This is a genomic window from Aquitalea denitrificans (assembly GCF_009856625.1).
GTDB lineage: Bacteria > Pseudomonadota > Gammaproteobacteria > Burkholderiales > Chromobacteriaceae > Aquitalea > Aquitalea denitrificans.
Genome location: NZ_CP047241.1, coordinates 2678962 through 2698564, shown reverse-complemented (window position 1 = coordinate 2698564; position 19603 = coordinate 2678962). Strand labels below are relative to the sequence as shown.

27 protein-coding genes and 1 pseudogene are annotated in these 19603 nt (G+C 53.8%); 9 read left to right on the top strand and 19 right to left on the bottom strand.

Annotated features, from left to right (window positions below; translation table 11 throughout):
* The first annotated feature begins 40 nt into the window (after positions 1-40).
* From GSR16_RS12235 to GSR16_RS12225, 3 genes are all read left to right on the top strand, one after another.
* The gene (locus GSR16_RS12235; protein WP_159877759.1) at positions 41-247 is read left to right on the top strand and encodes a hypothetical protein; all 207 of its coding nucleotides are present in this window, start codon (positions 41-43) and stop codon (positions 245-247) included.
* A gap of 191 nt (positions 248-438) precedes the next feature.
* Entirely contained in the window at positions 439-657 is a 219-nt protein-coding gene (locus GSR16_RS12230) for a hypothetical protein (RefSeq protein ID WP_159877757.1), read from the top strand.
* Between the two features lie 25 nt (positions 658-682).
* Positions 683-1312 (top strand): ferritin-like domain-containing protein, encoded by a 630-nt coding sequence (locus GSR16_RS12225; RefSeq protein ID WP_240902475.1) that lies wholly within the window; start codon positions 683-685, stop codon positions 1310-1312.
* Between the two features lie 71 nt (positions 1313-1383).
* Here GSR16_RS12225 and GSR16_RS12220 read toward each other — a convergent pair whose 3' ends face one another.
* From GSR16_RS12220 to GSR16_RS12200, 5 genes are all read right to left on the bottom strand, one after another.
* The gene (locus GSR16_RS12220; RefSeq protein WP_159877755.1) at positions 1384-1746 is read right to left on the bottom strand and encodes a hypothetical protein; all 363 of its coding nucleotides are present in this window, start codon (positions 1744-1746) and stop codon (positions 1384-1386) included.
* A 21-nt stretch (positions 1747-1767) separates the two neighbouring features.
* A complete protein-coding gene (locus GSR16_RS12215) occupies positions 1768-2967 on the bottom strand; it encodes an SAM-dependent methyltransferase (RefSeq protein ID WP_159877753.1) in 1200 nt (399 codons plus the stop codon).
* 84 nt (positions 2968-3051) lie between these two features.
* Positions 3052-3891, bottom strand: coding sequence for a hypothetical protein (locus GSR16_RS12210; RefSeq protein WP_159877751.1), 840 nt, complete (start codon positions 3889-3891; stop codon positions 3052-3054).
* 42 nt (positions 3892-3933) lie between these two features.
* Positions 3934-4776 (bottom strand): BON domain-containing protein, encoded by an 843-nt coding sequence (locus GSR16_RS12205; protein WP_159877749.1) that lies wholly within the window; start codon positions 4774-4776, stop codon positions 3934-3936.
* Positions 4777-4849: 73 nt separating this feature from the next.
* On the bottom strand, positions 4850-5137 hold the full coding sequence (locus tag GSR16_RS12200; protein WP_159877747.1) for a CsbD family protein: 288 nt from the start codon (positions 5135-5137) through the stop codon (positions 4850-4852).
* Between the two features lie 251 nt (positions 5138-5388).
* Here GSR16_RS12200 and GSR16_RS12195 point away from each other — a divergent pair, with 251 nt between their 5' ends.
* The 3 genes from GSR16_RS12195 (at position 5389) to GSR16_RS12185 (ending at position 6328) form a co-directional block, all read left to right on the top strand.
* A complete protein-coding gene (locus tag GSR16_RS12195) occupies positions 5389-5799 on the top strand; it encodes a PRC-barrel domain-containing protein (RefSeq protein WP_159877745.1) in 411 nt (136 codons plus the stop codon).
* Positions 5800-5873: 74 nt separating this feature from the next.
* On the top strand, positions 5874-6020 hold the full coding sequence (locus GSR16_RS12190) for a lmo0937 family membrane protein (protein ID WP_159877743.1): 147 nt from the start codon (positions 5874-5876) through the stop codon (positions 6018-6020).
* 104 nt (positions 6021-6124) lie between these two features.
* Positions 6125-6328 (top strand): prenyltransferase, encoded by a 204-nt coding sequence (locus GSR16_RS12185; protein WP_159877741.1) that lies wholly within the window; start codon positions 6125-6127, stop codon positions 6326-6328.
* A 37-nt stretch (positions 6329-6365) separates the two neighbouring features.
* Here GSR16_RS12185 and GSR16_RS12180 read toward each other — a convergent pair whose 3' ends face one another.
* Positions 6366-7022, bottom strand: coding sequence for a BON domain-containing protein (locus tag GSR16_RS12180; RefSeq protein WP_205677423.1), 657 nt, complete (start codon positions 7020-7022; stop codon positions 6366-6368).
* A 458-nt stretch (positions 7023-7480) separates the two neighbouring features.
* Between GSR16_RS12180 and GSR16_RS12175 the strand changes: the two genes are divergently transcribed.
* On the top strand, positions 7481-8353 hold the full coding sequence (locus GSR16_RS12175) for a slipin family protein (protein ID WP_240902474.1): 873 nt from the start codon (positions 7481-7483) through the stop codon (positions 8351-8353).
* Between the two features lie 150 nt (positions 8354-8503).
* Here the strand turns inward: GSR16_RS12175 and GSR16_RS12170 are convergent, their stop codons facing one another.
* The 4 genes from GSR16_RS12170 to GSR16_RS12155 all read right to left on the bottom strand — a co-directional run bounded on the left by GSR16_RS12170 (position 8504) and on the right by GSR16_RS12155 (position 10851).
* Complete coding sequence (locus GSR16_RS12170) at positions 8504-9334, bottom strand: GTPase family protein (protein ID WP_159877737.1); 831 nt, start codon at positions 9332-9334, stop codon at positions 8504-8506.
* Between the two features lie 140 nt (positions 9335-9474).
* Positions 9475-9924 (bottom strand): hypothetical protein, encoded by a 450-nt coding sequence (locus tag GSR16_RS12165; RefSeq protein WP_159877735.1) that lies wholly within the window; start codon positions 9922-9924, stop codon positions 9475-9477.
* 74 nt (positions 9925-9998) lie between these two features.
* Positions 9999-10187, bottom strand: coding sequence for a hypothetical protein (locus tag GSR16_RS12160; RefSeq protein ID WP_159877733.1), 189 nt, complete (start codon positions 10185-10187; stop codon positions 9999-10001).
* A gap of 19 nt (positions 10188-10206) precedes the next feature.
* Positions 10207-10851 (bottom strand): hypothetical protein, encoded by a 645-nt coding sequence (locus GSR16_RS12155; protein WP_159877731.1) that lies wholly within the window; start codon positions 10849-10851, stop codon positions 10207-10209.
* Positions 10852-11120: 269 nt separating this feature from the next.
* Here GSR16_RS12155 and GSR16_RS12150 point away from each other — a divergent pair, with 269 nt between their 5' ends.
* On the top strand, positions 11121-11462 hold the full coding sequence (locus GSR16_RS12150; RefSeq protein ID WP_159877729.1) for a helix-turn-helix domain-containing protein: 342 nt from the start codon (positions 11121-11123) through the stop codon (positions 11460-11462).
* 112 nt (positions 11463-11574) lie between these two features.
* Here the strand turns inward: GSR16_RS12150 and GSR16_RS12145 are convergent, their stop codons facing one another.
* The 4 genes from GSR16_RS12145 to GSR16_RS12130 form a co-directional block, all read right to left on the bottom strand.
* On the bottom strand, positions 11575-12471 hold the full coding sequence (locus tag GSR16_RS12145) for a recombination directionality factor (RefSeq protein ID WP_159877727.1): 897 nt from the start codon (positions 12469-12471) through the stop codon (positions 11575-11577).
* A complete protein-coding gene (locus GSR16_RS12140) occupies positions 12468-13451 on the bottom strand; it encodes a YqaJ viral recombinase family nuclease (protein WP_159877725.1) in 984 nt (327 codons plus the stop codon). The genes GSR16_RS12145 and GSR16_RS12140 overlap by 4 nt, the downstream gene beginning before the upstream one ends.
* A 156-nt stretch (positions 13452-13607) precedes the next feature.
* Positions 13608-14069, bottom strand: coding sequence for a hypothetical protein (locus GSR16_RS12135; RefSeq protein WP_159877723.1), 462 nt, complete (start codon positions 14067-14069; stop codon positions 13608-13610).
* A gap of 4 nt (positions 14070-14073) precedes the next feature.
* Complete coding sequence (locus tag GSR16_RS12130) at positions 14074-15030, bottom strand: DUF932 domain-containing protein (RefSeq protein ID WP_159877721.1); 957 nt, start codon at positions 15028-15030, stop codon at positions 14074-14076.
* 298 nt (positions 15031-15328) lie between these two features.
* Between GSR16_RS12130 and GSR16_RS12125 the strand changes: the two are divergent.
* Positions 15329-15535, top strand: a pseudogene (locus GSR16_RS12125) (IS256 family transposase); the annotation flags it as partial.
* On the opposite strand, the gene GSR16_RS12120 reads toward GSR16_RS12125, so the two are convergent.
* From GSR16_RS12120 to GSR16_RS12100, 5 genes are all read right to left on the bottom strand, one after another.
* Entirely contained in the window at positions 15534-15989 is a 456-nt protein-coding gene (locus GSR16_RS12120; RefSeq protein WP_159877719.1) for an SEL1-like repeat protein, read from the bottom strand. The pseudogene GSR16_RS12125 and the gene GSR16_RS12120 sit on opposite strands and share 2 nt — an antisense overlap.
* A 46-nt stretch (positions 15990-16035) precedes the next feature.
* Entirely contained in the window at positions 16036-16230 is a 195-nt protein-coding gene (locus GSR16_RS12115; RefSeq protein WP_159877717.1) for a hypothetical protein, read from the bottom strand.
* Between the two features lie 467 nt (positions 16231-16697).
* Positions 16698-17333 (bottom strand): hypothetical protein, encoded by a 636-nt coding sequence (locus tag GSR16_RS12110; protein ID WP_159877715.1) that lies wholly within the window; start codon positions 17331-17333, stop codon positions 16698-16700.
* 285 nt (positions 17334-17618) lie between these two features.
* Positions 17619-17930: an H-NS histone family protein gene (locus GSR16_RS12105; protein WP_159877713.1), complete on the bottom strand. Its 312-nt coding sequence runs from the start codon at positions 17928-17930 to the stop codon at positions 17619-17621.
* Between the two features lie 31 nt (positions 17931-17961).
* The gene (locus tag GSR16_RS12100) at positions 17962-19248 is read right to left on the bottom strand and encodes a tyrosine-type recombinase/integrase (RefSeq protein WP_159877711.1); all 1287 of its coding nucleotides are present in this window, start codon (positions 19246-19248) and stop codon (positions 17962-17964) included.
* Positions 19249-19603 lie beyond the last annotated feature (355 nt).

Below are 19603 nucleotides of genomic sequence, written 5' to 3'. Positions count from 1 at the left end.
GCATCCGGCATGAACATTATTCTTTTACAAAGGAAATATCATGTCCCTGGATAATACCAACCCGAGTGATGCCCACAAAGCGGCTGCTACCGAACACAAAGCATGTGCAGATTTGCACATGAAAGCAGCGGATTGTCATGAAAACAAAAAAGCTGATGAAGCCAAGGCCAATTCGGCCAGTGCCTTGCAAAGCAGTGAGTCAGCGCACAAGCAATCAAAAGCTGCCTGCGACAGCTCAGGGCAATGATTGAGGCCGTAATGCCTTGTTTCATTCACTTAGCAAAAGCCCGCTCTGGCGGGCTTTTTATCATATTGTCCGGATTGCTCATTATCTCCACCCTATGTGGTGTGGCACACCGATTATTCAGGTTTTAAATGGGATGATGTGACTGTTGATCTTGTGTTTTCACACGAGGCAATATTTTAGAGGATATGAAAATGAGCAATTTCAATGATAAATCGCAGACTGACAAATCTGCCAATATTGACCAGAACAAGTCGTCATCGACGACCAAGCAGCCTGCCCCTGTTTTTGGTGAAAAGGTTGGCCAAGCCGCCCCGAAGACCGAACCGGGCAAGCAGCCTGCGCCAAAAGAAACTGGAAGCATGCATGATGCAAGGCAAGGCAATTCGCCTGCCAACAAACCCAAGCTGTAATTAGCCGGTATATGACCACTGCCATATGACTGATGGTGGTGGTCATATGCTGCCTGCTACCGGTTTTCAGTATCGGTTTTGTATTTTTCTCACGCCAGATACCCAAGGAGTGTTGATGATGAAAGATGAAAAAGAAGATGATCTTGTGAATGCTGAAAAGAAATTGAGCAGCAATGCTTCCAAAAAGATGGAAGATGGTGCCGTTACGCAGGGTTATCGAGGGGAGCGCCACAGATTGATCGGCCTGCTCAATACTGCCCTGGCGTCTGAACTGGTTTGTTTTCTCCGCTATACCCGGCACTATTATATGGTTAGCGGCCTGTCCAATGCCGCATTGAAAGCCGAGTTCATGCAGCATGCGCAGGAGGAAATGCAACATGCCAACATGCTGGCCGAGCGTATTGTCCAGTTGAATGGCAAGCCTGATTTTGATCCGGGTGATCTGGTCAATAATGCACATACCGAGTATGACGACACGGACAAAATCCAGGGCATGATCAAGGCCAATCTGGTGGCAGAGCGTATTGCCATCGAATCGTATCGGAAAATGATTCAGGAGTTGGGCAATAGCGACCCTAGCACCAGCTTGCTGCTGACCACCATTCTGTCAAAGGAAGAGGAGCATGCGGAAGAAATGCGCAGCCTGCTGGATTGATTGTACCGTGTCGTATCAATATAAAAGTTCGCATTTGGCGGACTTTTATATTGATACGACACGGAAATGCTTCAACCGCTACGTAGAAGCGGGCTGGTCATGTCGTGTTGATTGGCCGCGCTGTTGGACTGGCGGTGCAATTGGTCAAACAGTTTGCACACCCCGCAGGTTGCGCCGCTTTCGTGGGATACCATGATTTGCAGCAGTTGATGAATTGTCGCCTCATTCAGTTTTCCCATATTGCGAGATGCAATACCGGTACTGATGCGGTGAAAAATGGCCCGGCCATTGCCATCGAGCGCACGGATATTATCAATTGTAAATTTCATCGGGGAGTAGCGTGAACCCATCATCAGCCAATAAGCCGCCAGCGTTACGCCCTGCGGACTGCCTTTCAAGCCCTGAATCTGGTGCAGGATTTCATCTTCAGACATGGGGTTCTCCTTTCAGTGGCATTAGCCGTACATGTATTGCCGTGACCATGCCAGCGTATCGGCATGGCGTCCTGCCGGTTGGCACAGGATCTGGTAAACGCTGATTACATCGTTGCGAAAGGCATGGGCACATCCGGCCAGATAAATGCGCCAGATACGGTAGCGTTCCTCGCCGATTTCCTGCCGGATCCGCATGCTGTTGGTTTCGTAATTCTGTGACCACAGGCTGAGCGTCAAGGCGTAGTGTCGACGCAGGTTTTCCACGTCCAGCACTTCCAGCCCGCCTTGTTGCATGGTGCTCAGGGTGGTGCCGATATGGGGCAGCTGGCCGCCGGGGAAAACAAATTTGTCGATGAAATTACCGGCGCCGAATGGTGCGTCACGCTGGTTGGTGCTTACCGAGGTGATGCCATGATTCAGGGCCAGGCCATCCGGGGTGAGCAGATTCAGTATCTGTCTGAAATAGCCCGGCAGCCCTTTGACGCCAACATGTTCAAACATGCCGACACTGGTGATCCGGTCGAAGCGGCCGGTGAGGTCGCGATAATCCATCAGGCGGATTTCCACCCGGTCCTGCAGGCCTGCCAGGCTTACCCGCCGTGTGGCTTCGGCATACTGCTGTTGTGACAGGGTGATGCCCAGGCATTTGACATCGAATTGTCGCGCCGCGCGGATGAGCAGCGCACCCCAGCCGCAGCCGATGTCCAGCAAGGTATGACCGTTTTGCAGTTTCACCTTGGTGAGGATATGGTCGATTTTCTTGATTTGCGCCGCTGCCAGTGTTTCATCCCCCTGCGGGAAATAGGCGCAGGAGTACACCATTTCCGGGTCCAGCCACTGTGCGTAAAAATGGTTGGACACATCGTAGTGGTACTGAATGGCCTGGCGATCGGCCCGGCGATTGTGTGAAAACAGCACACCGGCCAGTCTTTGCAGCGGGTAGCGCTTGCCACGGCGGGCCAGGGCATGCGCCATGTCGATGATGTCATCGAGCTTGCCCTCGATATCCACCAGGCCCCTGACATATGCCTCGCCCAGATGGTCCAGCCGTGGGGAAAGCAAATAGCGCAAGCCGGCGGGCTTGCGGATGTGCATAGTGACCAGCGGTTGCTCGAACAGGCCGAAATCAATGGCCTGGCCATCCCAGACCAGACGGGCAGGTAATGGGCTGTGTTGTCGCAAGTGGCTGGCCAGCCGTTGCATGCGTTGTTGCCAGATCATGTTTGTCATTCCTCGTCGAAGCCGCTGGCGCGCATGGCACGGCGGCGTTTCCCCGGGGTGAAGCCGGACAGTCTGCTCATGTGCTCAGGGCTCTGTCCCTGGCCGTTTCCTGATGTCATCCGGTGTGGCCGGCGGTGGCGGGTGCGTGGCATCCCGGCTGCCGGGTGCCATGTCTGTGCCGGTGTTGTGCTCCGCCTTGTGCAAGGGGGCGGCGTGCTGCATGCCGGCCCCTCCGGTGTGTGGCGCTTGCGGGTTTGCCAGGTTGGCTGGTCCGGGCGGCGTGGCACCTGCCGGGAGCCGGATGTCCTGCGCCGGTGGGCGTGCATGGTGCGCCGGCCCTGTTGCCGGTTGAACCGATGAAGGAGGCCTGGCCTCCGGTGGGCTCAAGCCGGGAGGGAGGCGTGCGGCTGGCGGCTGCTCAACGGCGGGCTGTTGCCTGGTCGGGCGCGGGTAATGGCGGGGGGCATCGTTTTTCTGATGCCCGGGCGGCGGGCTGGCAGCGGGAACCGACTGCCTGTCCCACTGTTGCCAGTCGGGGTGGTGGCGCTTCCAGTCGGTACCCCAGTGCTGGTCCCAGCGCGGTGCTTCATCGGCGTTCCAGCCTTGAAAATAGGCAGGTCGGCGCTGGTAGTAACGTAATGGAATCCGCCAGATGAAGACGGGAACCAGGTTTGCCTCCATCCGTGTCCATGGCCCGTTATACCAGCTGCTGTAATACCAGTTGTCTTCATGGAAAATCCAGTAGCGCCCACCGTAAAAGAAGTAGTTCAACTGCTGCGAGGGGTCGTAATACACGGGGTAGCCCGGAATCTGGATCAGGGCCGGGTAGCTGCTGATGTTGATGTCCAGACGTACTTGGGCCTGCAAGGTGGCAACGGGCCCAAGCATCAGCGACAGGGAAATACCAATCAGTGCGTGGCGCATGGTGTTTGCTCCTGATCCCGTCCTGGCGATCGGTGATGGTGGCTACTGGCTGGCCACTGACAGGGCCGATGCATCTACCTGCCGGACGCCCCGCACGTTCTTGCTCAGTTCAATGGCCAGTGCGCGTTCGCTTTTGCTGGCCAGCCTGCCACTGAGCACAACCACGCCATTGCGTGTCTTGACCTTGATGCTGGAGCTTTCCACATGACTGGAGTACAGCAGGCTGGACTTCACCTTGGTGGTGATCCAGCTGTCGGAGATGTTCTGTTCGGCCTGATTGCTCGAATGCTTGACGGACTCGGCCAGCGTGGGTTTGGCGCTGCCAACCTGCAGCTGGTTGTCCACCGACATCACGCCGCGGGTGCTGCTGGCCATGCGGGTGGCAGCCTGGCTGGCCATGGCGCTACTGGCTGTTCCCCGCAAGCTGACCCTGCCTTGCTTGGTATGCACCGTCACAGCAAGCCCATCGGCGTACTTGCTCCACAGCAATTTGGATTTGACGGCTGCGGTAATGTTGGCATCGTCGGTCAATTCGCCATAAGCGCTGGTGCTGCCGGTTTTGCCCGGCACAAAATTGCTGTTGACCTGCAGTTGGTTGTCCACGCTTTTGACGCCAGGGGCACCCAGGGCAATTTCCTTGGCCAGCTCCTTTTTTATGCCATCTTCCACCGTGCCGGTCAGGGTTGCCTTGCTGTCATGCACCATCACCCTGATGTCCTGGTCGCGCAGGGAAGGGTTTAGGGCGTAAGTGGTTGAGATCTGGCTTTCCTGGCGCGCATCGTTCAGTTCCTGATTGCTGGCGGCAGCCAGCACAAGAGGGGCGTGGCACAGGGCAAGACAGAGGGCCAGGGTGGCGGCTGGCAATTGGCTAGGCAGGTTTTTCATGATGTGGATTTCCGCTATTCGAACCATATGACCAAGGCCGGACCAAGGCCGGCCACGGGTAGGCATCACGCCATTACTTGTGTGTGTCCAGGAATTGCTTTACCTGGCGCTCGGCTTCTTCTCGCGAAACGGCATAGCGTTGCTGGATCAGCCCGGCCAGTTTCTGTGCCTCGCCCTCGGCGCGCAGCAATTCGTCGTCCGTCAGCTTGCCCCAGACAATTTTGGCTGCGCCCAGATGCTCCTTCCATTTGCCTTTGAGTTCTTCGGTGCTGGGCAGGTGAAGCCCACTGCCGCGGTGACTGACTTCGTCGGGAGCCGGTTTGCTTGCAGTGGCCTTGTCTTGCTCTGCTGAATTGTCCATGGGCTACTCCTTTGCGGATGGCGTGCTGCGCCAAATGGCGAGCCTTGGCCTGCTCGCAGCTTAGGTGGGGCCATGGGGACGGTCTGTACGCCAGTGCACACTTGAAAAGATCTAGCGCAGATTGATTTGCCTGACTTCGGTGTGTTGCCGAACAGAGTGGCACGGCAGGCCGGGGTAAAACTAAAGTGGTAATCATCAATACTTGTTGGTTACGGTAGAAGCGACCAGCGCTTCAGACGAAGGAGACGGGAATGGAGCAGATGCATCTCAATACTGATGGCAGTAATCGTACTAGTAACAGTACCGGTGGACCGGGACCCTATCTGATGGGTGCCAGTACGCTGACTGGTAATGCCGTGTTGAATCGACAGGGTGAAGTACTAGGTGACATCAAGGAAATCATGCTGAATGTCAGCAACGGACGCGTGGAATATGCCGTGCTGGCCTTTGGTGGTTTCATGGGTATAGGCGGAAAGCTGTTTGCCGTGCCTTGGCGCGCACTGGTGCTGGATGCCATCAACAAGAGCTTCATGTTGAATGTCAGCAAGGATCGCTTTGCCCATGCCCCGGGTTTTGACAAAGAGCAGTGGCCGGACATGGCTGATCCAACCTGGGCTACAACGGTCCATGATTTCTACGGTACCGACATGTACAGCGAGTAAGCACTGTCGGCCATGTGTCTGGTGTGAACATTGCCATCAGCCCGATTTTCCAGCCTGTTTGCAGGAGTTTCATCATGTTGGAATCAATTGCCGTGATTCTGTTTTTGCTGTGGGCCTTGGGGATGATCTCTTCCTACACGATGGGTGGTCTGATCCACCTGCTACTGGTCTTGATGCTAATCGTGGTGTTGGTGCGTGTTTTGCAAGGGCGTCGTCTCTAGCCATACCGGCAGCGTGCTTTCGGCAGTAGGCGAAGGTACTTTAAAAACCCTGCTGCTGGCAGCCAACCTCGTGTTGCTGCTGGCAAGGGCGCAAGGTGACATTCATGAATGCAATACGAAGCAGTATCTGCACCGCCATGTTGCTGGCTGGACTGGCCGGCTGCTCTTCAATGTCCGAGCGCGGCAAGGATACTGCCATCGGTGCAGGTGTCGGAGCCGGAGTTGGCGCCATCCTTACCGGTGGCAGTGCGGCGGGAGCCTTGAGTGGCGCTGCAGTGGGCGGTGTGATTTGTCATGAGGTGAAGTGAATACACGGCAGAAGCTGCAGCAGTCCAGTATGTGTATTCAGATGACAATGCGGATGTTATCGATCACATTTCGCACTCCGGGCATCCCGGCGGCGGCGTGCCTGGCTAAGGCTTGCTCTGACCAGCTATGTACACTGCCACCAAGAATGACATCGGGGCCATCAATGCTGACGGTGATGCTGTCAATATCGCGGATCGCGCGGCGCTTGAGGGCTGCTTGCACTTCTTGCTGGACAGCGTGGCTGATGGGTTTGCTGCGCAGGTTTATGGCATTGCTTATGCCGGTTACCCCAGAGAGATGGCGCAACACATTGCTTGCTGCTTTGCGCTGGAAGTCCCATTCAACATCGCCGGCCAGCGTAATCCAGCCATTTTCAACCATAACTTTGATCGTATGCCCCTTGAGTGTTCCCATCAGTTGCAGCGCGCTGACGGCTGCATGTGAAATATCGCTATCACTGCGCTGTTCTGCATCAGGAACAATAACTGTCAGGTCAACCGCTAGTGCCTGAACACCCTCGACCCGCAAGGCAGCACGTTCGGCTGACCATTTCTGGGGGGCGTCGGTCACAACGCCGCTTAGGGTAACGACACCATCGTTGACTTGCACGCCGATTTGACTGCTATTGATCTGCGGGTCCCACTGTAATTCAGCGATGACATCAGTCTGTAGCTGGGTATCTGTCTTGATCATGATTGCTACTCCTTTTGGTCGGAACATGCATCATCCCCAACAATTTGCTTAACGGTCTGTCTGCTAACGCACTTACTCCACGCCGGGCATTGAGTAACAGGGTCTGCCATAAGCAACGCAAACAATGCTTCCATCATGGCGCTGTCTCGGTTTTATTCTTGATACCCGTCTTTGGTGTACTGAACATGAGACCGGGTTAGCGCCAGACATACCACGACAGCTGCAACTGGAACTGTGGCATGGCCATAAGCTTACCGAGCCTGAGGGTACAGAATCTGTTCGACGACTTACTAATCGGGCAGACCGCTCGGCGTGGCGTTATCGCCGCATGAAAGCCCTACATGGCCCCCTGTCAGTGACTATGTATGCTACTGCACCGACTGCGCTCGCTCTAATGCATAAAGATATCCTGACCGGCTGCCATGTGCATATGCCGGTACTCAAACAGGAGCTGCACAGTGAACCCTATTACCTTTTTCATTGTTGTCAGTTTGCTCGCCATTGGCGCTGGTATCGGCATGCTGGGGAGTACCTGGCTGGCGGTCATGGTCTGGTGCCTTGGCATCCTGATTGGCATGTCACTCAAAATGGCTAATACCTGGCAGAAATTTGTAGTACTACGTGCGGGCAAACTGCAAGGCGTGCGCGGGCCGGGCCTGTTTGCAATCATCCCCGTCCTGGATAGCGTGGTAGCCATTATTGACGAGCGCATCCAGACAACTGCATTCAATGCCGAGCAGGCACTTACTCGGGATACCGTACCGGTCAATGTTGATGCTGTCATTTTCTGGCATGTACACAATGCGCAAAAGGCTGCGTTGGCAATTACCGATTTTCAACAGGCCATTGACAGGGTAGCCCAGACTTCGCTGCGGGAAATGATTGGTTCTTCAATGTTGGCGGCATTGTTATCAGACCGGCGCGCCGCAGACCAGCAACTGTGCACAGATATTGGTCATAAAACCAGTGAGTGGGGCATTACGGTCAGCTCGGTGGAAGTAAGAGATGTTGCCATTCCTGTGGCATTACAGGATGCCATGTCACGCCAGGCACAGGCTGAGCGTGAGAAGCAGGCCCGTATTATTCTTGGCGCTGCGGAGGCTGAAATTGCTGGACAGTTTGTCCAGGCCGCTCGTATTTACCAGGCGCAGCCCGGAGCGCTGCAGCTGCGTGCGATGAACATCATCTACGAAACAACAAAGGAGCGAGGAACCACCATTCTGATTCCCAGCACCTTGGTGGACAGCATGAACCCTGCTGTTATGGCTTTGGCAGTCACCGCAAGTAGCATTCTGCCTTCCGAAGAAAACATTACACCTGGATCAGAATGAGTCTGGATAGAGTATGTCCGAAATTCTGTGTAAACCTGTCACTATTCCCAGTCAGTCTCACCGGCGGCTTTGGCCGAACTTTGGTCATTTCCTGCATCAGGATCGCAAAAAAAAACACTCTCCGGCTGGGGAGTGTTTTATGCCGCAAGTTCAGCGACGCCACAGGGTGCTGAGCTTGTCGGTCATCACTTCCTTGCCCTTGCGGGCCAGTTCACCCAAGCGGCTACGCAGTAGCTGCCACAGGCAAGCCAGACAGAGTTGCCAGGTGGTGTCGGAGATCTGCTCCGGCCTAGTTTCCCGTACCACTCCCCACTTTCTCTCATGCGGTAACACTCGGACGATGGTCTCCACTAGTTCTGGCAAGCCGTAGTTTTCCGCTGCAGCAATCACGCAGATGTGGCTATTCGGGATGTTGAAGGACTCGGCGATCACCCGTTGCTTCAAAAACAGATTCTCTTGCTGCAATGGACCTGGACGATGCTGTTGTTCATTCCATTCGCGGCAGGGTTCGATCTTGTCGGCCTGGCTGATGACAAACAGCACCGGGATGGAGTGGTTGGCCAGATTGGGCTGCAGCAATTCCTGATAGCACTGTTGATCTACGCTGAGGGCGCGGTCGTCCGCTTTGATCAGCCACAGAATCAGATCCAGCTTAGGTAACAGGGCCTGGTACTGTTCGCGGTATTCTTCATGGCGCTGCAGGCTTTCTCCGATACCGGGCATATCGATCAGCGAGATACCTCGTCCGGCCTGCGAGGCCAGGGTGATCTCTTGTGGGGAGCGGGTGCCACCGGTCACGTCACTGACTGCACTCTCCTCCTGACCGAACAGCGCATTGCATAGGGAAGACTTACCGGTACCACTCTTGCCCATCACGCCGATGGTGGCCTGGTAGCTAACGATCGTCTGCAGCTCATCCTGCAGGTACTGGCGGTAATCTGCTGATAAATGGCGGGTTTGCTTGTCCAGCCATTGGCTCAAGCAGCTTTGCAGTGGTGGGGTAGATTCAGGTGGGGTGGCGGGCGTGCGCATGTCAGGCCTCACTTTCGTTCGATGAAATAAAAATCGCCACCTCGGGAGAGATGGCGATTTTGGTCAGTTTGGTCATACGGGGCAGGTGATCACCAGGTTTCACAATGGCTTCGTTGCAGTGGTGGTAAGACCTTTGCTGCATCTTCCACCGGCAGAATCATGCTGTTTCGCCCACCCTTGACGACAATCTTCTTGCCGGAACGAATCGCCTCCCAGGCGTAGCGGAAGTTGTCGCCACCGGCATTACTGCCAGCATCGGACGGCATCAGTTTTTTGCCATCGATGATCATGACGAAATCACCCTTGCCATAGTTGCTGCGCATGCTTTCGGGTGCGTATTCATTCTTGTTGATCGCCGCAGACATTGTTGCTGGCTCCTTGCCACAGAAGATGGTCAGGTTGTTGCCTTTGGCATCGCTAACCGAGTAGTTCATGGTTTGGCCATCCATACCCATTGCGGATGACCAATGTCCAGGTTGTGCAGCCAACGCGGATGTACTGAAGGCTGCAGAAATGAGAGCTAGGGAGAGAGATTTCATGTCTTGTCTTTCGAAGAGAGAGACCGGCAGGCTAGGCCCACCGGCAGATTGAATTGAGTAAATGAGTGGAGGTGTTAGCGATCCGCTCTGGGCGGTGGCTGGTCGTTCCGGTGCAGGCTGTCACCCAGCGCAATACCCAGCAGTAACAGGCTGAGCGAGCCCATGCGGTCCGCGGAGGCGTGCTTCAGTAGCAGTACACTGACCACCATCAGCAAAGGCAACTGCATCGGGTGACGACGTGGGGGAAGCAAGCTGTTTAGCATGGTGTTGTCCTCCCCGTATCTAGCGGCTTACCCAACCGTTGTCAGACTTGATCATGGTCAGTTTGTTATTTTCAAATGGGACTTTGAAAGTATCCAGATGTTTATTAATGGCAGCCTTGGCATACTCCTGATATACAACTTGATTCATATTGGGGCAGAGCTCACGCAGGTTATTTGTCAGAATGGCTCTGCCTTTGTTAGTGAAGTTATTTAGGGTCCAATCAGGGTTGATAGCAACCTCGTTATCGATATTATATTTCTCCCACTCGGCTGAGTGATCCATATCGTAAGCACCAGTATTTTCATACTTACCAGAAGATACTGCCTCTTTCCTTGCTTGCTCATACGCATCTCTGCGTGTACGGCTGGGCTGTACTACGTCAGATTGAAATTTTTCTGCTTGGCCTAATATGTCTTTGGCAACATTTATATTTTTGTCGAACGACTTAAATTCAATTGCATACTTAACCTGCAACGTATAGTAATTATCTCCAGATGCAATGCCATTTACCTTCTCGAAGTCGGTTACTTTTACATAATCACAGCTACCGATAGCGTTTTCGACTACTTTTCTTGCATCAGCATCTGAAGGGGAGCTAGAGCACCCTGCAAGCATTACAGCCAACGTGGTTGATACAAAAATGAAAGCTATTTTGGTTGTCATGATATTCACCCTTGCAAATTTGGTATTTCACCAACGATTAATGGAAATTCAATGAAATTTCTGTGATAGGTATTTCAATCGAAGAAGAGTGATTGATGATGGGGTACCTGCCCCTGCGACTCTTCCTGATGATTTGTGGGGTTTCGGTGATCAATGGACCATGCTGGTATAAACACAAAACATCAATAATGAACATATCATGTCGTTCCACTGATGGGCAAGTTGAGGCAACGTGAAACCTCACAAATCGACATGAAACATCAAGTAAAATGGGAACGTCGTTAGGGCTGCGAGTGGGGGCCAACATCAAAGCCGCGCGCGAGAGTCTGAACTTGCCGCAGAGAGTGGTTGCGGAGCGCTTGGGGATTGAAACCGAATCGTTATCGCGAATTGAACGTGGCGCTGCGCTACCTGGCCTCAGCACACTGGACCGACTGGCAGGTATTCTGGAGGTCCCCTTGGTTCAGCTACTTACCGGGGTCTCGACAGCACCAGCCTCTTGGGCTGCAGCCGTACAGGAAGATATTGAGCAGCTGGATGAGGCTGATCGTTTGTTCGTGCTGGATCAGGTCAAGGCGTTATCGCAAAAATTAGTCGAAAAATCCAAGTAGGGTCTGATACGCAGACGTCTCATGGACTTAGGCCCCCCTGCTTAGCGCACTTAGCCACAGAGAAGACAAATACTGCGTCATTACTCCATGGTAAGTGCTCTTCTGCTTAGTATTAAATGTGGGTCGCACTCCCCAACTTTGCTGTCAGCCTTGTTGGCCGGGAAACGGTCTTCGGTTTCCCTTCCGGTTCGCCAGCACCTTCCATGGCCGGATAAAACTCCTCCAGCAGTTGCGGTACTTCCTCCTCTGTATCCTCGAACTGGCCGTTCTGCAGCAACAGCCGGGCAGCTTGTTCCAGTTCGGCGGTATCGATGCCCGCTTCCAGTTGCTCCTCCGCTGCCTTACGGGCGGTACTGACGGCCTCGGCCAGGGTCTGGCCATCGCGTAGGGTCAGATCGACGTAGTACACCGGGGTGCGGTGCGACTGGGTGGTGCTCTTGGCGCGCAGACGTAACAGCAGCGGCAGATGCTTGGTGTTACCCCCACTGGCTGCCTCGTAATACTTCAGCCGTGCTGCCAGGGTACGGACCGAGTTGTAGCCGGTAGTGCGGAAGATGAAGCTGCCCAGCTCATCCTGCTGACCTTCTACCTGCACATTCAACCTCCCGTACAGCTTGCAGCCCAGCTCTTTAGCCAAGGGGCAACGGTCCGGTCCCGCACAGCCAATCTCTTCCATACCCTGACTGGTTACCCGACGTGCCGTTTCTCCATTACCGACGCAGACCGGCCGACCGTTATTCCGGTCGAAGGCGCTGTATTCGGCCCGCAGGTTGAGCTCGCTGTCGTTGAACAACAGCTGGATCGGAATGGCGCGGATCTTGCCGTTCTGTGCCTGCTCCGACAGCGCCTGGTGCAAGGGATGCAGTAACCAGCCATCCCGGCTCTGTACCTGCGTGGTGAGTGAAAAGCTGTCGTCCTTCTCCGGCAACCAGCGTTCTTGCTTCTGCACCAGCTTGCCAATGCTGATACGCCCGATCACGGGCGGGGTAATGGCGAGACCCTTGATCATGCTGATTTCCTTTCCGTTTGAATGACAAAGCGCCGGGAACCGGCAATGGACTTGCTGTACTGGGCGAGCAAGGTGGGGTGGTCTTGCGACAGCCGCTCGACATCAGGCGCAAAGCGATCCTTGGACCGCTTCCAGGTAATACGGCCAGACTGGAATACAGCGGCAGAGGCATGACCCAGCACGTTCTGGATCTGCTGCCGTATGGCCGCCTCCTTGGCCTCTGCGTCTTCCTTGCGCTGCCGTTCTGCCAACAGGGCAGAGAACAGCCGATTTCCTTCAATCGATTCCGACAGGTCGATGGTCTGGCCATCGTCGCGCGGGAACAGCCAGGACAGGGCAGAAGCCGAATCATCCGAACCGTCCGGTGCCGGCTGGGTGTTCAGTACTACGTGCTGCCAGAACACCGTCTCCCGGGCAATCAGATCGGCAATCTTGTCTTCATCGCGCAGCACTCTATAGATACGGAAATCCTGACCACCGATCAGCACCGCGACGTCGGCCCAGTCATGGCCGGTGACCGCCAACTGATGTAGCACCTGGCACTGATAGGCGACCGGGATGCCTTCCTCCCACTGCGGGGCGGAGTGATAGCTCGCAGTCTTTATTTCCAGGATGCCCCAGCCTTCCTCTGGACAACGTACCTCCCGATCCAGATTGGCCAGCATGAAACGGTGTGTTGGATGCTGTAGTACCGCATTCACCCGCCGTACCTTGCGCCTGGTACGCTCGGCATAGACCCGGGCCAGAATGGGTTCCAGAATCGTGCCCCAGATGACAGGCTCTTTCTCTGACAGATCTTCAGGCTCCTTGCGACCGGTCTTCTCCAGCCACAAGGACAGCGGACACTTGTACGGCGACAGCCCAATCGCCGGGGCGGCATCGGAAGAACCAATGCCCAGCTGCCGAATGCGCAGCCATTCATCACGAGACAACTTCAGGGTAGAGGCCAGACGAATGGCCTGTGCGTAGCGTTCAGCCATGGCAAAACACTCCTTATAAAGGCATAAAGCCCGGCAGCAAGGCTGACCGGGCAATAGGTTTGATAGGGGTAAACGGAAACGAAAGAAGCAACTGAAGAGAGCAGGACTACAGAACCAGCAAGACAGAATCAGGCCAACATCAGACCAACAGCCGTTTCATGATGGTGCTACCGGCACAATCACCGGCAGCTCAGGAGAGAGCGTCAGCAGGATCTGCCGGATGGTCGGCCACTGCTGTGGCTGACCCCGCAGCATGAACTCCCCGGCCAAGCGCACCAGGCAGGCTTTGACCCAATCGAGGGAAGGGGGCTGGCCATCATGCAGCACGATCCACTCGGCCATGGCACTGCCCAGCGCTTCCGTCACTTCGTAATGCCATACCCCCGGTGCAGCCTGATTCAGCTGGTCGTACAAGGTATCTGCCAGGGCTGCCACCATCGGGGCGTACTGCACCAGTTCGGCATGTAGCTCCAGGCAGCCCTGGCCCCAGATCACCAGCAGACTGCGCTCGGCATCGGGACCGTCGTATGCCACACCCAGGCTGTTCCAGATGCAGAAGTCCCGCATCCCTGCCGTCAGACAAGCAGCGGTCAAGGCAATGGATTGGATAGAGGCCATGGCATCACTCCACCAAGGCTAGTGCATGCTCCAGCGCCTTGCCCTTGAGCTGCGCACCTTGCCCGAACCAGGCCGAATCTAGCCGGTAATCCTGACTGCGGGCTCGACGACGATGATCGACATACTCGGTCATGGCATTCACCAGGCCCCAGGCAGTGCCCTTGGTGCCGGCCAACAGCGAACCCATCCCGCCACCGCTATACAGCGCCGACACCTGTTGCAGCGCCTTTGATGTCACTGCATCTACAGTGCCTTCCACCAGCGGTTCGTCCAGTACTTCGCGGAAGAACTGGCAGGCTTCTTCAGGCGAGACAGTCCGCTGTGACAGCTGCTTGATGTTGCCGATGAAGCGGTCCCAGGCTGACAGGCCAAGGCCTAGTGCATCCTTCACCTGCTGCGGATCAAACACGGTGGAGTGGGGCACCTTCACCGCGCCGGTTCTGTCTTTCACCGCCATCTGCAGGGTGTTGTTGCACACCACCCGTACCGAGGTGAATTGAGCAGTCGTGCACAGCGTACCGTCACAACTGGTGGCCAGCAGCAGATAGGCCTTCACCCGGTCCCCACCTTTGAGCAGGGCTTCCTGCCCGGTCTTGGCCAGTGCCCACAGCTTGCGGCCACCCTTCAATACCCCAGCCGTTTCCAGCTCAAAGCCACCGACACTGACCAGATCACGATAGAACTCCAGCACTTCAGACGGCTGCACCACCTTGTAACGCGGCGATACCACCGACAGTGGTGCCAGTGAATCTGACCGATACAGCACCTTGGAATCAGCAAACGGGCGGATGTGCATGCCGTCATCAGCTACGTTGAACAAAACGTCGCTCTGCTCGATACGCCAGTCCATACCGGCTTCGGTTAGCCACACTTCCAGTGGCTGCTGAGGAGAAAGCGGATTGCCCAGACCATGCCAGGGGGCGGCTCCGACAAAGGCCATGGATTCGATGAGATGGGACATAGGTCACTCCAATGAAAACGCCCCAGACAAGGCTGAGGCGAGGGCATAAAGGACACCCGGCGTGGGTGTCGCTGTGCGTGTTCAAGGGGGTGATATAGATCTGAAAATAATTAGAAATGGTAGCGTTTAGTCTGATTATCCATCTAGGATGGTCATTACAGCCGTGAGCAGGGGAAAAGTTTGATTAGTCAGTCTGGGGCATGTACTGAATTTAATGTGATGGACATTTAGCAGGAAACTGCTACCTAGTCTGGAGACACAATGAGCTCGAAAAAAATACGACGTACCTGACACACTACTGGCCAGCTTGCTGGCCGATTACGAAAAGCCCGAAGACCTCATCGGTTAGAATGGCTTACTTAAGCAGCTGACCAAACTACTGATCGAGAAAGCGCTGGATGCTTAGATGGGTGTGGACCTTGGCCATAGCAAACACGAACCGTTGCTCAATCCAGCCGGCAACACCCGGAATGGAAAGAGCCGCAAAACCCTCAAGGGCGAGTTCAATCCCAGCGTATTGCTCTTTTTTTCAAGAAACCCTGCGACAAAGGCTCATCAGCTCGCGCTGCACGTTTCAGCAATTCATACCCTTCCGCTCTCTGCGCATCGGAGGCCCCATCTTCAAGAATCAACATCACCCCCTGATTGTGTTCGACCAGAGGAAGGAGCTGGCTGTCTTGTCGCAGGTACTTTAATGCCAGAATACCTGCATTCTTTGCTTTCTCCCAATTTGACGGTCCACTCAAGCCGTCCTGCCAGATTACTTGAGAATAAAACGCCACTCTCGGATAGTTTGTGTTTGCAATGCTTTTTGCCGGCGGCTTTGCTAGTACCAGATCAATCCAATATGCAGCCTGTTTGAAGTCTTGCCGCACACCAAACTGTGACCACCCATTGTAATAAGCAATGCCTAAAAGAGCCTGGCTGAGCTGATTGCCTGCGGATGCGCTGTCATGCAAGAAATGAAAAGCTTGAGCAGGATTTGGTGAGGTTACACCCCATCCGTTAGCGATGAATCATCGCCAATTCATACATGGCTCCGGTATTGCCAGCCGCCGCTTTCGTGGAAAACTCAGCCTGCTTTGCAACAATTTTCTGAATGACTGCATCAGGAGTATTGTCTTTATAGGGGTGGCCATACGATGCACACCCCCCCAGGATTGCGGCCACCAAACTCATTGCAATCCATTTCAGTTTCATAACTTCCTCCTCTGTTGAACCTATTATTTCACCCGAGAATGACTGAAGTAATGAAGGTTTTTATTCGGCTCAGCAAAAACATGCCGGCACGTAGCTACAGAATAGCTGAACCGAATGCATCGTGAAGGTCCTTGAGCTGTTTCTCTTACTGCTCACGGATATCCATCGGCGTGATCTGTAGTGCATTCTCCATGCCGCGCTTAGCCACATAGGCCCATTTTTCGACAGCGGTGCCACCGCGGTGAGGAGCCAATTACAAGCACAGATGGCCTATTCACAATCGGTGATCACCCCGGACATCAGGTCAAGCCCGAAAGCACACTCCATAATACCTTGAGGGTACTTTCCCTTGATATGGGGCAACCGGTTTCACAGATCACTGCAGTTGCGCACGCAGATTCAGATGCCACCGAGATCCACTCTGTCACGCGATTCATATGCAGAACCTTGCTTAGATTGGAGATGGTTTAATTTGCAGGGGTAGGTTCTGTGCTGGGTAGTCGTCGGGAATACTTAACCAACTCCGTCTTTGTCCACTGCAGGTGTCGGCCCAGCATATCTGCAGCGGAATACTCGATCTTGACGAAGTTACCAACAGATGGCGCGTACCAGTAGATTTCGTACCAAGGACCGCTGTAGCCCTCATTGTCGTGCCACATGCCATTCAGCTTGATGTGGTAGGCATCAAAGATACCAGCGGGTGTTTCCACCTTTTCAAGGCCCTCAACATTGACCTTTACGATACGATTCTTGAACTGGTATGAGTAGGAGTCACCAATAGTGAGTGGCCACTTCAGGACCTGAGCCTCGTTGGTTTCGCCCGTCTTCTTGTCCACTTCAAAGTTGTTCAGGTTTTTGTTCTTGTAGACGGAGTATTTATTGGTACCATTGACGCCGCTGAAAACGTAATTGCCATTTTTCATGCCCTGAAATGTCAGAGTCCATTGCTGGGCTTCAATACCGGTAAACAGATCGACTTTGTGGTAGTCATAGGTCTCTCCAACAACAGGGGTTGGCGCTGTGACGTCTGCTGCACTAGCCGAGTATGTAGTAAGCATTAGAGCTGCGAGCAGGATGGCTTTGGCTTTGATAGTGGTTTTCATGGAAATTATTTCTAATCAGCGATCTATTATTAATACTATACCGACCTGGTGATGCCAAGTACCTAGAGGTTCGAGGTCGAAGAAAAATTTAAATTAATCTGAGTGACTTGACAATGATGTCGGATGTGGATGACGTGGGTCTTTGTTTGAATCTGGTTATCAACTGTTTAATGAGCGTAAACATGGTTATATCCTTGCTCTGTATATTGTTAACCTAAGATAGGTGCTATAAAATAAAAAAGCGCTACATCGGTAGCGCTTTTTCTATGTCCGCATTCTGTCGGATCAGATTGCCAGGTCTTCCAAGCTAAAACCTTCATCCAGTTGAGCTTGTACCCAGGCCGGCTTACGGCCACGACCAGTCCAGGTCTGAGACTCATCATTCGGGTTCTTGTATTTGGCTTCAACTGGCTTACGTACAGTAGTGGTAGCTTTACTACTAAGCACATCATCCAAGCTCAGGCCATACGACTTAGCCAGCTCCAGGATCTGCTTCTTGGCGTTAGCCTTCTCTTCAGTCTCACGGCGGCTAATTTCAGCGACTACAGACTTCAGCAAGTCCTGCAGTTCAGTAAAGTTAAAATTCGAAAGTTCCATATGGGTATCCAAGTGTGGTAAAGGAATTGCGTTATGCAATATGCGCTTTAATCGGGATTATACGCATTGTTTTTGTATTGCAATATATAGCCCATTCCTGCATGAGTTGCATACGCTGTGGAAGAAGCTGGTCGCGTGCATATGCAGCACGGGTTTGATCGTTGTTGACGTGTGCTAATGCAAGTTCCGATACCTCATCCGAAAATTCAGTCCCTTTGCAGCTACGTGCCCAATCTTTGAAAGTGCTACGAAAACCATGGGTCGTGATATTTGCTACCTGCATTCGGTCAAACAGTGCTTTGAAGGCCTGGTCGGACATGATGCCCCCTTTGGGGGCAGGAAATATCAGGCTATTACCAACAATCCTGGGCATGTTTTTCAAGAGCATATAAGCCGGATCAGATAGCGGAATCGTGTGGCTTTTACTGGCTTTCATTCTTTCCGCACTAATCGTCCAAGTCTTATTGTGCAGGTCAATTTCATCCCACGTAGCACCACGAACTTCACCTGAACGCGCTGCGGTCAGGATAGCGAACTCCAAGGCCTTGGCCGATATACCACTGCGTTGGCGTAGCTTCTCCATGAATGTGCCGATTTCACTGAAGGGAAGGGCGGCATGGTGTTCCACTTTCTGCACCTTGCCTGGCGCTGGGAGAACATGCTTTAAGTTGCCCTGCCATGCCGCCGGGTTTTCTCCTTCCCGATAGCCAGAAACCTTCGCCCAGTCAAGAATGGACTCAAGCCGGCCACGGAGCCGACTGGCTGTCTCATTCCTGGCATTCCATAGTGTAGAAGTGCTGCCGTCTATAGTGCTTACCTCTTGGCGTAGCACAAGCAGAATGGCGTCATTGTCTATTGCGTTAATGGGAAACTGACCGATGAGGGGAAAGGCATAGGTCGTAAGCGTTGAGGACCATTGTTTGACATGTTTGTCGTTCCGCCATTCGATCTTTTTGTCTTCGATGAAGGCGAGGGCGCACTGCTCGAAAGTTTTGGATTTGGACGACTTCAGCTTGGCTTTGCGCTTTTCCTGGAGGGGATCGATACCATCGCGGATCTTCTTTCGCAGGGTACGCGCCTTCTCACGGGCTTCTGCAAGGCTGATCTCCGGGAACGGTCCTAAGCCCATGCTCAGACGACGTACAACCTCCTTGCCGCTTTGATTGATGCGTGATCCCATGGCTGCGCATAAGACCCAGGCTCGCGAGTTGCCTACAATGCGCAGATACAGGCCATCGACACCACCGACAGCATGCTTGCCATTTTCTTTGAGTCTGGAGACTGCAAGTGCAGATAGTTCTTTTGCTTTCTTTGGCATGATGCACAATCCTTGTGCTGCATATTGTCCTGCATAAAGTACTGGATTTGAGTGGCACTGACAAGATGTCGTTAGACACTATATTTTATAAGTCGTTGATACTAAATGGTGAAAGTAGATTTCATTAGATGTGTTTAGACAATACTTGGACGGACCCCCTCTCCGCCAGATATCTACATTAAAGCCCTGATTGTTCAGGGCTTTTTTGTTGCCTGTAATTTACAGTATGCCATTCGGTATGCCATTGCCTGCTCGCTGTCTTGCTACGATTTTGGACAATCTTGGACACTGTGTAAGCGGTTCCTTCCGTTGTGTCGGTGCAACGGGCCATCGGCGCTGATACAGGTGCGGCCAT

Excerpts from the sequence above, each read along its gene's own strand:
- GSR16_RS12165 (WP_159877735.1), bottom strand. The coding sequence starts at position 9,924 with ATGAAATCTCTCTCCCTAGCTCTCATTTCTGCAGCCTTCAGTACATCC.
- GSR16_RS12215 (WP_159877753.1), bottom strand. The coding sequence starts at position 2,967 with ATGATCTGGCAACAACGCATGCAACGGCTGGCCAGCCACTTGCGACAA.
- GSR16_RS12220 (WP_159877755.1), bottom strand. The coding sequence starts at position 1,746 with ATGTCTGAAGATGAAATCCTGCACCAGATTCAGGGCTTGAAAGGCAGT.
- GSR16_RS12185 (WP_159877741.1), top strand. The coding sequence starts at position 6,125 with ATGAATGCAATACGAAGCAGTATCTGCACCGCCATGTTGCTGGCTGGA.
- GSR16_RS12150 (WP_159877729.1), top strand. The coding sequence starts at position 11,121 with ATGGGAACGTCGTTAGGGCTGCGAGTGGGGGCCAACATCAAAGCCGCG.
- GSR16_RS12160 (WP_159877733.1), bottom strand. The coding sequence starts at position 10,187 with ATGCTAAACAGCTTGCTTCCCCCACGTCGTCACCCGATGCAGTTGCCT.
- GSR16_RS12195 (WP_159877745.1), top strand. The coding sequence starts at position 5,389 with ATGGAGCAGATGCATCTCAATACTGATGGCAGTAATCGTACTAGTAAC.
- GSR16_RS12225 (WP_240902475.1), top strand. The coding sequence starts at position 683 with ATGACTGATGGTGGTGGTCATATGCTGCCTGCTACCGGTTTTCAGTAT.
- GSR16_RS12105 (WP_159877713.1), bottom strand. The coding sequence starts at position 17,930 with ATGGAACTTTCGAATTTTAACTTTACTGAACTGCAGGACTTGCTGAAG.
- GSR16_RS12230 (WP_159877757.1), top strand. The coding sequence starts at position 439 with ATGAGCAATTTCAATGATAAATCGCAGACTGACAAATCTGCCAATATT.
- GSR16_RS12190 (WP_159877743.1), top strand. The coding sequence starts at position 5,874 with ATGTTGGAATCAATTGCCGTGATTCTGTTTTTGCTGTGGGCCTTGGGG.
- GSR16_RS12235 (WP_159877759.1), top strand. The coding sequence starts at position 41 with ATGTCCCTGGATAATACCAACCCGAGTGATGCCCACAAAGCGGCTGCT.
- GSR16_RS12200 (WP_159877747.1), bottom strand. The coding sequence starts at position 5,137 with ATGGACAATTCAGCAGAGCAAGACAAGGCCACTGCAAGCAAACCGGCT.
- GSR16_RS12135 (WP_159877723.1), bottom strand. The coding sequence starts at position 14,069 with ATGGCCTCTATCCAATCCATTGCCTTGACCGCTGCTTGTCTGACGGCA.
- GSR16_RS12205 (WP_159877749.1), bottom strand. The coding sequence starts at position 4,776 with ATGAAAAACCTGCCTAGCCAATTGCCAGCCGCCACCCTGGCCCTCTGT.
- GSR16_RS12110 (WP_159877715.1), bottom strand. The coding sequence starts at position 17,333 with ATGAAAACCACTATCAAAGCCAAAGCCATCCTGCTCGCAGCTCTAATG.
- GSR16_RS12180 (WP_205677423.1), bottom strand. The coding sequence starts at position 7,022 with ATGATCAAGACAGATACCCAGCTACAGACTGATGTCATCGCTGAATTA.
- GSR16_RS12210 (WP_159877751.1), bottom strand. The coding sequence starts at position 3,891 with ATGCGCCACGCACTGATTGGTATTTCCCTGTCGCTGATGCTTGGGCCC.
- GSR16_RS12100 (WP_159877711.1), bottom strand. The coding sequence starts at position 19,248 with ATGCCAAAGAAAGCAAAAGAACTATCTGCACTTGCAGTCTCCAGACTC.
- GSR16_RS12130 (WP_159877721.1), bottom strand. The coding sequence starts at position 15,030 with ATGTCCCATCTCATCGAATCCATGGCCTTTGTCGGAGCCGCCCCCTGG.
- GSR16_RS12145 (WP_159877727.1), bottom strand. The coding sequence starts at position 12,471 with ATGATCAAGGGTCTCGCCATTACCCCGCCCGTGATCGGGCGTATCAGC.
- GSR16_RS12140 (WP_159877725.1), bottom strand. The coding sequence starts at position 13,451 with ATGGCTGAACGCTACGCACAGGCCATTCGTCTGGCCTCTACCCTGAAG.
- GSR16_RS12155 (WP_159877731.1), bottom strand. The coding sequence starts at position 10,851 with ATGACAACCAAAATAGCTTTCATTTTTGTATCAACCACGTTGGCTGTA.
- GSR16_RS12115 (WP_159877717.1), bottom strand. The coding sequence starts at position 16,230 with ATGAAACTGAAATGGATTGCAATGAGTTTGGTGGCCGCAATCCTGGGG.